Below are 11025 nucleotides of genomic sequence, written 5' to 3'. Positions count from 1 at the left end.
GAAATCGCCTGGACTGGCGCGGCGTTCAGGCGGCGACGCGGAAGCGCGACACCGAATTTTTCAGTTCCTGCGCCAGCATCGACAACTTGTGGATCGACTGCGCTGTTTGCTGCGTGCCATCCTGGGTCTGCTCCGTCACGCTCAGGATATGCTGGATATTCAAGGCCACGCCGCTGGCCGAACCGGCCTGCGTGCCGGTGGCGAACGAGATGCCCTGGATCAGTTCAGCCAGGTGTTTCGACACCTGGCTGATGTCGTTCAAGGCAGCACCGGCCGCGTCGGACAGGTGTGCGCCCTCGACCACGCCCTGCGTGGATTTTTCCATCGCCCGCGTCGCATCCTGGGTATCGGCCTGGATGGTGCGCACCAGCGCGCCGATCTGCTTGGCGGCCGCCGCCGAGCGTTCGGCCAGGCGCTGCACTTCCTCGGCGACGACGGAAAAGCCGCGCCCCGCCTCGCCGGCCGATGCGGCCTGGATGGCGGCGTTCAGCGCCAGCACGTTGGTCTGCTCGGTGATGTCGGAAATGAGCTCGGTGATTTCGCCGATCTCCTGCGACGATTCGCCCAGGCGCTTGATGCGCTTGGAGGTATCCTGGATCTGCTCGCGGATTTCATGCATGCCCTTGATGGCGTTTTCCACCGCCGTCGCCCCCTGCTGCGCCGCCGCCACCGACTGGCGCGCCACGTCGGCCGAGACACTGGCCGACTTCGACACGTCGGTAATCGCATTGGCCATCTTGACCACGGTGGCGCTGACGCCCTGGATTTCGCGCGACTGCTGCTGCGAAGCGATCAGCAGCTTGCTGGAGATGCTTTGCGCCTGCGTCGAGGCGCGGTTGACCTGTTCGGCCGTCGCCGTCACCCTGCCCACCAGGCCGCGCAATTCCTCGACCGTGTAGTTGACGGAATCGGCGATGGCGCCCGTGATGTCTTCCGACACGGTGGCCTGTACCGTCAGGTCGCCGTCGGCGACCTTCTGCAATTCGTTCATCAGGCGCAGGATGGCCGCCTGGTTCTGCTCATTCCGGGCCTTCGCCGCTTCCTCTTTTTCCTGCGACTGCAGGCGCAGGATTTCCGCTTCCTGGCGGCGCCGCTCGGCGTCGCGCGTGCGGTTGACGGAGTCCTGCAGCAGCACGCGGCCGATACCGGCCGCCGCGATCAGGGTCAGCAACACGCCGCCGACCATCATCCAGAAGGCGACGCCCAGCGTTTCCTGGTTCACGTGGTACATCTGCTGCAGCAGCGTCAAGCGCTGGCGCAGGTCTTCGTTCTCGTTGAAGATCAGCTGTTCGGCGCTTTTCGCCGCGCTGAATTTATCCAGGCGGTCGAGTATCGACGAGACCAGCTTCTGGTAATTATCAAAACTGGCTTTCAGCGCGACGAGCCGGTCGCGCAGTTCGGCGTCGCGCGTGGGCGCCAGTTGCAGCGCCACGCTGCCATTGAGCAGGCCTTCGACGGCGGTGCGGAAATATGTCGTGTCGCGCCCCAGCGAAAATGCCGTTTCCGAGCTGATGCTGCCCGACGACAAAAACTCGCTGGCGCTGCGGCTCATGCGCTGGCTCAGCATCATCAGACGGCCGATGACGGCCAGGTCGCGCGCGTTGCCGCCGCGCTGCACCTTGAGCGCCGCGATTTCCTCGGTCTGCGCCAGCAGTGCCGGCGACAGCGCGTTCAATTGCTGCAAGGTCTTGTCGAATTCACCGAGCTCCGTTTTCAGGCGCAGGATGGTGCTGGCCGCGCGGTCGCTGCTGGCCCACTTCTTGCGCGCGTCGGCCACCGCTGCCAGCAGGCCGGAACGCGACTCGCCGATATCGCGGCCGTGATACGTCCCGCCGCGCAGCATCAGGCGGAAATCCTGGTTCAGTTCATTGCGGCTTTCCTCGAGCTGGCGGAAGGCTTCCGGATTGCCTTGCACCGCGTTCGGCGCGGCCTTGCCGATGCGCTGCGAATGCATCAACGCATCGCTGGCCAGCTGCGTCTGCGCCGAGGCGATATTGCCGCTGCGCGTGTTAAGGCCGACGAACAGCAGGCTGGCGGCCAGGCTCAGGGCCATCACCGTCGACAGGATGCTCAGCTGTTTTTGCAGCGCAAAGTGGCCGATCAGCGGCAGCTTCCAGTCGCTGACGGGTGCCTTGTCCAGCGACTTGCGCCGACCCAGCGCGTCGCGCAGGCGCAGCGGCAGGTCGGCCGCCGCTGCCGGCTCGCCAGCGGCGTGCTCCGCCTCGGGCATGCCGGCCGCCAGAATGGGGGAATGGGCGCCCATCAGCCAATGTCCTTGTGCTCGGCGAAGCCGCCAAAACCGGCATCGAGGAAGCGCTCCGCTTGCGCCAGCTGCGCCAGGTCCAGGCGTAGCCACTGCTGCCCTTCGCCGTCGCGCAGCGTTTGCGCCGCCCACGATGGGAGCACACCCTGCGCCGCATCCTGAACGGGCACCGATTGCAGCGTGCGCAGCTGGCGCAAGCCCAGCACGCGTTCGACCAGCACGGCGCAATTGAGGCCCAGCCGCGGAGAAAACGTGATGATGCGACAGTGACTGCCTGCCGCGCAAGCCGGTTCGCCCATGTAGCGGGCCAGGTCGACGACCCCCGTCAGGCGTCCGCGCATGGCCGCCAGGCCCAGGTACCAGTCCTGCGCCAGCGGCACGCCCTGGATCTGCACCCCGGCAGCGATGACGATTTCACCGAGCTGCGTCAGGTCGAGCAGGCACGGCCGGCCACCGAGCATCACGCCCAGTTCCCTGCGTGCCGCCAGCGCGCCGCTGCGCGCGGCCTGTATGCGCTCGATCAATTGCAGCTGATACTGGCGCAAGCGCCCGTGCCGCGCGCCCGTCTCGAACGATGGCATGGCGGCAGCGGCAGGCGAAAAGGCTGCGGTGGACACGCCGTTACCTGGCATCGTGTGCATTCTCAGGAAATCGCAGCGATCTTGGCCAGCAGCTCGGCTTCGACCACCGGCTTGACCAGGTAATCGCGCGCGCCCTGGCGCAAGCCCCAGATGCGGTCCGTTTCCTGGCTCTTGCTGGAGCAGATAATCACCGGCACGTCCTGCAGTTCGGGATCGCGCGCAATCGCGCGCGTGATCTGGAAGCCATTCGCACCGGGCATCACCACATCCATCAGGATCAGGTCGGGCCTGGCCTGCTTCAGTTGCGCCAGCGCGTCGGCGCCGTCCTGCGCCGTAAAGACGGCATAACCGGCACGCACCAGCATCTCGCTCAGGTAGTAGCGTTCTGTCGCCGAGTCATCGACGATCAGAATTGTGTGTATGGCCATCTGCTTCCTTGCTGCGTTGTCAATCATTAAATCACTACTCAAAATGCCCGGCCAGGTGCAAGCGCACGGCCGCCAGCAGCGCCTCGCGCGCCAGCGGCTTGGCCAGGCAGGCGCTGGCGCCTGCCATGGCGCCGCGCGCGCGGTCGAACAAGCCCTCCTTCGACGACAGCATCAGCACCGGCGTGGCGTGATGCGCCGCACTGGCCTTGATCAGCGCGCAGGTGCGGTAGCCATCGAGGCGCGGCATCACGATATCGCACACGATCAGCGCCGGCTGGCAATCGGCGATCTTGGCCAGGGCCTCGAAGCCGTTTTCCGCCACCACCACGCGATAACCGGCTTCGCCCAGGATCTTCGCGGCCGCACTGCGTATCGTCGCGCTGTCGTCGATGACGAGTATCGTGGCGCTGGCGCGCACGACATCGGACGGTGCCTCGGGCAAAAAAGGGCGCGTCATGTGATTATTCGACAATCTTTCATACGATAGCACAGGCAGCCACGATACCTGCCTGCGGCGGTACCATTCCGGGGATCGCGATGAATTACAGCGCCACCATCTCGAAATCATCCTTGCGCGCACCGCATTCAGGACAGGTCCAGTTCATCGGAACATCGGCCCAACGCGTGCCGGGAGCGATGTCTTCGTCGGGAAGGCCGGCCGCTTCATCATAAACCCAGCCGCAAATTAGACACATCCACGTTTGGAATTGCTGCGTTGTTTCGTTGCTACTCACGTTCTGCCACCCTTCAATCAAGTAAAATGCTGAATTAGGTATCTTAATCTACCCGCCGTGCAAAACCAAACTTCTCCCCTCATATTAAGCTTCGGCGTGTCCGATCCGGTCGGCGCGATCGGCATCCAGGCCGACCTGGCCACCTTTTCAGCCTTCGGCTGCCACGGCCTGTCCGTCACCACGGGCCTCTTGATCAGCGATACGGCGCGCGTGGAAGACGTGCAGGCGGTCGACCCGGACTGGGTTTCCGACCAGGCGCGCGTGCTGCTGGAAGACATGTCCGTCGCCGCCATCAAGATCGGCGCCCTGGGCAGCGTGGAAAACGTCACGGCCATCGCCGAAATCGTCTCCGACTATCCGAACGTGCCGCTGATCCTCGATCCCTTCATTTCGGCGCTGCCGGAACAGGGCATGGACGACGAAGACATCCTCACCGCCGTGCGCCAGCTCTTGATCCCGCAAACGACCCTGCTGGTGCTCTCGCCGGTGGAACTGGAGCGCCTGGCCGAGACCTGGCGCGACGCCGACCCGGACGACACGCTGCAAAACGATGTCGATTACCTGGTGGCGCTGGGCTGTGAATACGTGCTCGTCACCGGCATGCCGGCCGACGCCAGCAAGTCCGGCACGGGTGAAGGCAAGCTGCGCGCCAATACCCTGTTCGGCGAGGACGGCGTGGTGCGCCACGACAAATGGCAGCACCTGCCGGGCATCTTCAACGGCGCCGGCAGCACCCTGTCGGCCGCCGCCACCGCCCTGCTGGCCCTGGCGCAAAACGAAGACGATGTGCCGCAGGTGGTTGTGGCGGCGCAGGAATTTACCACCGGCGCGCTGGCCCACGCGCAGCGCCACGGCATGGGCAAGCTGGTGCCGAACCGGCTGTTCCGGCAGCAGCGCCAGCGCGACGCCCAATAATTCTGTAGCAGACCAGACAGACGACACAGACAACGATCCACTTTCAAGGCACGATTATCATGACGACGACTTCACAGAACGACATCCTGTTTGCCCGCGCACAAAAAACCACGCCAGGCGGCGTCAATTCGCCCGTGCGCGCCTTCCGCTCCGTGGGCGGCACGCCGCGTTTCATCACGCGCGCCGAAGGCCCGTACTTCTGGGACGCGGACGGCAAGCGCTATATCGACTACATCGGCTCGTGGGGCCCGGCCATCGTCGGCCACGCCCATCCGGAAGTGGTCAAGGCGGTGCAGGATGCGGCCGCGCTGGGCCTGTCGTTCGGCGCGCCGACCGAAGGCGAAGTGCTGATGGCCGAGGAAATCACGCGCCTGGTGCCGTCGATCGAGCAGGTGCGCCTGGTGTCGTCGGGCACGGAAGCGACCATGAGCGCCCTGCGCCTGGCACGCGGCGCCACGGGACGCGACAAGATCGTCAAGTTCGAAGGCTGCTACCACGGCCACGCCGATTCGCTGCTGGTGAAAGCGGGCAGCGGCCTGCTCACCTTCGGCAACCCGACCTCGGCCGGCGTGCCGGAAGATTTCGTGAAACACACCCTGGTGCTCGACTATAACAACGTGGAGCAGCTGAAGGACGCCTTCGACAGCTTCGGCGCGGAGATCGCCTGCGTCATCGTCGAACCGGTGGCCGGCAACATGAACCTGGTCAAAGCCACGCCAGCATTCCTGCAGGCGATGCGCGAGCTGTGCACGCAGCACGGCGCCCTGCTCATTTTCGATGAAGTCATGTGCGGCTTGCGCGTGGCCCTGGGCGGCGCGCAGGCGCTGTACGGCATCAAGCCCGACCTCACGGCGCTGGGCAAGGTGATCGGCGGCGGCATGCCGGTGGCGGCCTTCGGCGGCAGCGCGGCGCTGATGCACCACATGGCGCCGCTGGGCGCCGTCTACCAGGCCGGTACCTTGTCCGGCAACCCGGTCGCCGTGGCGGCCGGCATGGCCACCTTGAAACTGATCCAGCAGCCCGGCTTCTACGAGCAGCTGGGCGCCACCGCCAAGCGCCTGGCCGAAGGCCTGACCGCCGCCGCCAAAGAAGCGGGCGTGGTCTTCTGCGCCGACTACATCGGCGGCATGTTCGGCATCTATTTCAGCGCCACGCCACCGACCAGCTACGCGGAAATGATGGCGGGCGACCGCAGCAAGTTCAACGCCTTCTTCCACGCCATGCTCGACGAAGGCGTGTACTTCGCGCCTGCCGCCTTCGAGGCGGGCTTCGTCTCGGCACAGCACGATGATGCCGTCATCGACGCCACCATCGCTGCCGCGCGCAAGGTCTTTGCTAAATTGGCTTAAGCGTAGTCAGACGGTCGCGGTGTCCAGCACCGCGGCCACCAGCGCCGGCAGGCTGTCCATGTCGTTGAACACGAGGTGCGCGCCGGCCGCTTTCAACCTGTCTTCCTGGCCAGCGGCGATATGCCCGCCGCCGATGAATCCCAATACCGTCATGCCCGCCGCCACGGCGGCCGTCACGCCCGTGACGCTGTCTTCCAGCACCAGGCACTGGCTTGGCGGCACGCCAAAGGCGGCGGCCGCCGCCAGGTAGACGCCCGGATGCGGCTTGGCGTGACCGACCAGGTCCGGCGTAAACACGCGTTGATCGAACAACGGCGCCATGCCGGTGCGCTCCAGCGCCGACAGCACGCGCGCGCTGACGCTGTTCGAGGCCACGGCCTTGGGCAGTGGAATGGCGGCCAGCGCCTGGGCCACACCGGGCACGGCGCGCAATTGCGCGTCGCAGGCCGCATCGACGGCGTTGCCGATGGACATGATCTCGTCGGCCGGCAATTGCGGCAAGCCCAGTTCCTTGTAGATATCCTGCATCAGCGGCACCAGACGCTGGCCCAGGCGCGGCTCGATCAAGCCTTGCAGGGTGACGCCTTCGGGCAGGTTCGGCAGGCGCGGCGCCAGCAGTTCCAGCAGCGCTTGCAGGGCCACGGCTTCGCTGTCGATCAGCACGCCATCGCAGTCGCTGATCAGATGGGTAAAGCGCAGTGGGGTGGTGACGGTATCAGGCATGAACTCTCCAGAAGGCAACGGTGACGGGAAATGCGGCGGCCAGCCGGCCAAGGCTGGCATCGCAACGATCATAGGTGGAACAGGCGGACGCTACCACGCAGAAAACGTCTGAATGACGATACTTTTCTGCAAACAGCGGACTACGGGGAAGAATCGGGCATCAGGCAAGCGGCTACGCGCAAATACCAATTCAATACCACGCAATACCAATGATTATCGCTGATTTTTGAAATTGCTGCGCTCGCCTTGAAATCCGGGACACGGGAGCGTCCCGGCGAGACGGTTATTTCAGCCAGCCACGGTGGCGGAAGTACAGGAAGGGGGCGATGGCGCTGGTGATCATCAGGCCCCAGGCCCACGGATAGCCGAACGACCATTCCAGTTCCGGCATCAGCTTGAAGTTCATGCCGTACACGCTGGCGATCAGGGTGGGCGGCAGGAAGGCCACGCTGGCCACCGAGAAGATCTTGATGATCTTGTTCTGGTTGATGTTGATGAAGCCGACGGTGGCATCCATCAGGAAGTTGATCTTGTCGAACAGGAAAGACGTATGGCCGTCGAGCGATTCGATGTCGCGCAAAATCTGCCGTGCTTCCTCGAACTGCTCGGAATTCAACAAGCGGCCGCGCATCAGAAAGCTCACGGCGCGGCGCGTATCCATCATGTTGCGGCGGATACGGCCATTCAAATCTTCCTCGTGGGCAATCGCGTTCAGCGCTTCGGCCGCGTGCGCATCGGTAAATTCCTTTTGCAGCACACGCGTGCTGACTTCTTCCAGGTTCTGGTAGATGCCTTCGAGCACGTCGGCCGAATATTCGGCATCGGTGGCGTACAGGTCGAGCAGCACGTCCATGTAGTCGGCGATCGAGCCGGGCCGCGAGCGGGCGCGCATGCGCACCAGGCGGAACACGGGCAGGTCGTCCGTATGCATGGAAAACAGAATCTTGCGCGCCAGAATGAACGCCACGGTGATGACGCGCGACGGGCCGTCGTCTTCTTCACGCAGGAAGTCGGTGCGCAGATGCAAGTCGCCGTTTTCCGCTTCGTAATAGCGGGCCGACGCTTCAATATCCTTGACTTCGTCTTCGCCCGGCAGGGTGACGTTGTAGATGGCCTTGACCCAGGCCCGTTCATCATCGGTGGGGTCGGTCAGGTCGACCCACACCGGTTCGGCATTTTCGAGGTCTGCGCGGCTGTCGATCGGCACCTGGTTGAGCCGGCCATTCTGTAATACAAAGACATTGATCATGCGCGCTCTCAGCCGGATGTTGGGTTATCGTGATGTGCTGGCGCTGGCGCCAAAAATGAAAACAGCGCAAGTGTACCCGCAAAGGCCTTTTCACGACCACCCCCGGCACCGCTTTTTCACGGAAAAAGTGCGGCGTTGCACCAAGGGAGACGATTAAGATGCTGCGTCGCAATAGTGCCAATCAGGCAGCTTTGATTTTATGCAAATAAAGCCGGCTGCCATCAAGGCAATTCCGCCGCTCCCATGCGGCGCAGGATGACACTGGTGCGCCGGTTCAGATAGCCGGTGTCGCGGTGACGGTCGTAAAAGCGGGGATTCGGCAGCATCACGGCCAGTTTCGCCGCCTGACCGGCGCTCAGGCTGGCCGCGCTGACGTGATAATAGTGGCGCGCGGCCGCTTCGGCGCCGAAGATGCCCGTGCCAAATTCCACCACGTTCAAATAAATTTCAAAGATGCGCTGCTTGTCCATCAGGCTTTCCAGCATGTATGTGATGATCAGTTCCTGGCCCTTGCGCACATAGCTGCGCGAACCGGACAGGAACAGATTCTTCGCCAGCTGCTGCGTAATGGTCGAACCGCCCGCCACGACCTTCTGCTTCTTGCTGTTTTTCTCATATGCCTTTTGCAAGGCTTCCCAGTCCACGCCTTCGTGCTCGGAAAAATTCGCGTCTTCCGAGGCGATGATGGCCCGTTTCAGATTGTTCGAGATGCGGTTGTACGGCACCCACGTCTGCTGGATCGTGGCATTCGGATTCTTGTCCTGCAAGACAGACAACTGTTCGCGCATGAACGCCGTGCTGGACGGGTTATGGTCGACCCACCACCAGATTTGCAGGAAGAAATACAGTTGCACGACGATAAAGGCCAGGATAGGCACGATGAACAGCCACTTGATCCAGCCGTAGCGGCCGCCGCTGCCGCCCTTGCGCGCGCCCTGCTTGCCGCCGCTCACAGGCTGCCCCGCAATTGCGCCAGCAAGTCCTGCGTCCGCGGCCGCACGCCGCGCCACACCTCAAACGCTTCGGCCGCCTGCTCCACCAGCATGCCCAGGCCGTCGCGCACCTGCGCGCCATGCTGGGCGGCAAAGTCCATGAAGACGGTGGGCCGGGCGCCGTACATCATGTCGAGCGCCAGCGTATGGCTGCCAAAGATACCCGGCGGCACGGGCGGCAAATCGCCCGCCAGGCTGGCCGAGGTGGCATTGATGACGATATCGAAGACGCCGTCGGGCTGCGCGAAGCCGCCGGCGCGCAGCTGACCGGGGTGCGCCAGCGCGTCGGCAAACTGCGCCACCAGCGCCTCGGCCGTGGCCACGGTACGGTTGGCAATGAAGATTTCCTGCGGCCCCTGTTCCAGCAAGGGCAGCACCACGCCGCGCGCCGCGCCGCCCGCGCCCAGCAGCAGGACCCGCTTGCCGGAGACACTCACGCCCGCGTTGCGCACGATGTCGGCCACCAGGCCCGCGCCATCGGTATTGTCACCAAGAATGGTGTCGCCATCGAAACGCAGGGTATTGACGGCGCCGGCGGCCCTGGCCCGCGGCGTCAGGACGGTGGCCAGCGCGCACGCATCGAGTTTGAAGGGCACCGTCACGTTCGCGCCCTTGCCGCCCTCGGCGGCAAACGTGCGGGCCGCCAGGGCAAAGCCATCGAGCGGCGCCAACCGGCGCTCATACACGATGGGCTCGCCCGTCTGCAGGGCAAACGCGGCGTGGATCAGGGGGGACTTGCTGTGGGCGATGGGATTGCCGAAGACGCAATATTGATCGGGATTTATTTCTTGCTTGTTCAATTGCTGCCGCCAGTCAGGTTAGCTTCCATTTTTTCTTCGCGCGTAAATTTGAAACGGGTGATGACGACCCACAGGTCATCCTTATCACTCGACAACATGTTCGGTGGGAAACGGCCGAACGGCGCCGCACGGCGCACGATGGCCAGGGCCGCCGCATCGAGCACGGGGTTGCCCGAGCTTTTCTCGACGCGGGCGCCGCCTTCCTTCTGGTAAATCGTGCCGTCTTGGAAGATAGGGATGTAGACGACCAGTTCGCCATATATCTTGCGGCCATTCTTTTGCGGGAAATTCAGGGTGCCGATTTCCTCGATGCGCTTTTGCAGGGTCTTGTAATACATGGCATAGCCGACCTCCTGCGTGCTGGGCGTAATGAAAGTCTTGCGCGGACGTTTATTCTGGTCTTCCACGGTCTGGCTGATCTCGGCCGCCATGCGCGCGATGGCCTTGCTGCTTTCCATCAAGTCCGAACCGGACGCCAGCGGATTGGGCTTGTCCTGTTCCGTGACAGGCGCGGCGCTGTAGGGCGTCGGCCTGGCCGCCTGCGTCAGCAATTCCTGCTGTTTTTGTTCCAGTTCGGCAATGCGCCGGGCGCTGGCCTTGACGCTGTCGCCCTCTTCCACCTTGCGCATGTCGGGCAAGGGCGACTTGGCGCGGCCCTGGTCGGCCTGGCCTCCGCCATCGAGGTTGGCTTGCGCCAGGGCATCGGCCTTCAGCGGTTTGTTCGCATGCTTGGCGTTGACCAGGATCACTTCCAGGCCGGGGTCGGTGGCGACGGCGCGCTGCGGCGCCGGGGCGACAAAATGCATCGCCAGCAAGGCGCCGTGCGCCAGCAGCGAGACCGCCACGGCAATCATCAGGAAACGATTCTCTCGGAAAGACTTCACGCGCAACCCAGTTCCTTACAACACACGATACAAGATGGCTGAATTCTACGTCAAAGGGCGATGCCGGCAACAGTTTTCGGCACCGCCTGGATGGCTGGACGGGCGCC

General features: G+C 63.9%; 12 protein-coding genes. 2 read left to right on the top strand and 10 right to left on the bottom strand.

Annotated features, from left to right (window positions below; genetic code table 11):
- Nucleotides 1-25 precede the first annotated feature (25 nt).
- The 5 genes from ACP7DW_RS02500 to ACP7DW_RS02480 form a co-directional block, all read right to left on the bottom strand.
- Nucleotides 26-2263 carry a methyl-accepting chemotaxis protein gene (locus tag ACP7DW_RS02500; RefSeq protein WP_426053553.1) on the bottom strand — a complete coding sequence of 746 codons (2238 nt, stop codon included), beginning with the start codon at nt 2261-2263 and terminating at the stop codon, nt 26-28.
- On the bottom strand, nt 2263-2880 hold the full coding sequence (locus ACP7DW_RS02495; protein ID WP_426053554.1) for a chemotaxis protein CheW: 618 nt from the start codon (nt 2878-2880) through the stop codon (nt 2263-2265). The genes ACP7DW_RS02500 and ACP7DW_RS02495 overlap by 1 nt, the downstream gene beginning before the upstream one ends.
- A gap of 26 nt (nt 2881-2906) precedes the next feature.
- Nucleotides 2907-3272 (bottom strand): response regulator transcription factor, encoded by a 366-nt coding sequence (locus ACP7DW_RS02490; RefSeq protein ID WP_071075535.1) that lies wholly within the window; start codon nt 3270-3272, stop codon nt 2907-2909.
- Between the two features lie 34 nt (nt 3273-3306).
- Nucleotides 3307-3729, bottom strand: a complete 423-nt coding sequence (locus ACP7DW_RS02485; RefSeq protein WP_426053555.1) for a response regulator — start codon at nt 3727-3729, stop codon at nt 3307-3309.
- A gap of 85 nt (nt 3730-3814) precedes the next feature.
- Nucleotides 3815-3967, bottom strand: a complete 153-nt coding sequence (locus ACP7DW_RS02480; RefSeq protein ID WP_010401308.1) for a rubredoxin — start codon at nt 3965-3967, stop codon at nt 3815-3817.
- A 96-nt stretch (nt 3968-4063) separates the two neighbouring features.
- On the opposite strand from ACP7DW_RS02480, the gene thiD reads away from it, so the two are divergent.
- Together thiD and hemL are read left to right on the top strand one after the other, a co-directional pair.
- A complete protein-coding gene (thiD, locus tag ACP7DW_RS02475) occupies nt 4064-4921 on the top strand; it encodes a bifunctional hydroxymethylpyrimidine kinase/phosphomethylpyrimidine kinase (RefSeq protein ID WP_426053556.1) in 858 nt (285 codons plus the stop codon).
- Nucleotides 4922-4980: 59 nt separating this feature from the next.
- Nucleotides 4981-6270: a glutamate-1-semialdehyde 2,1-aminomutase gene (gene hemL, locus ACP7DW_RS02470; RefSeq protein WP_305058726.1), complete on the top strand. Its 1290-nt coding sequence runs from the start codon at nt 4981-4983 to the stop codon at nt 6268-6270.
- Between the two features lie 6 nt (nt 6271-6276).
- Here the strand turns inward: hemL and ACP7DW_RS02465 are convergent, their stop codons facing one another.
- From ACP7DW_RS02465 to ACP7DW_RS02445, 5 genes are all read right to left on the bottom strand, one after another.
- A complete protein-coding gene (locus ACP7DW_RS02465; RefSeq protein WP_426053557.1) occupies nt 6277-6993 on the bottom strand; it encodes an HAD-IA family hydrolase in 717 nt (238 codons plus the stop codon).
- Nucleotides 6994-7276: 283 nt separating this feature from the next.
- Nucleotides 7277-8242, bottom strand: coding sequence for a magnesium/cobalt transporter CorA (gene corA, locus ACP7DW_RS02460; RefSeq protein ID WP_034746658.1), 966 nt, complete (start codon nt 8240-8242; stop codon nt 7277-7279).
- Nucleotides 8243-8463: 221 nt separating this feature from the next.
- Nucleotides 8464-9210: a monofunctional biosynthetic peptidoglycan transglycosylase gene (gene mtgA / locus ACP7DW_RS02455; protein WP_426053913.1), complete on the bottom strand. Its 747-nt coding sequence runs from the start codon at nt 9208-9210 to the stop codon at nt 8464-8466.
- The gene (gene aroE, locus ACP7DW_RS02450) at nt 9192-10034 is read right to left on the bottom strand and encodes a shikimate dehydrogenase (protein ID WP_426053558.1); all 843 of its coding nucleotides are present in this window, start codon (nt 10032-10034) and stop codon (nt 9192-9194) included. Before aroE ends, mtgA begins: the two co-directional genes overlap by 19 nt.
- Nucleotides 10031-10888, bottom strand: a complete 858-nt coding sequence (locus ACP7DW_RS02445; protein ID WP_426053914.1) for an energy transducer TonB family protein — start codon at nt 10886-10888, stop codon at nt 10031-10033. The genes aroE and ACP7DW_RS02445 overlap by 4 nt, the downstream gene beginning before the upstream one ends.
- Nucleotides 10889-11025 lie beyond the last annotated feature (137 nt).

The organism is Janthinobacterium sp. PSRC1-1 (assembly GCF_049897525.1).
Taxonomy (GTDB): Bacteria; Pseudomonadota; Gammaproteobacteria; order Burkholderiales; family Burkholderiaceae_D; genus Janthinobacterium; species Janthinobacterium tructae.
The sequence above is the reverse complement of the archived record's forward strand: the minus strand, read 5'-3'. Positions and strand labels throughout refer to the sequence as shown.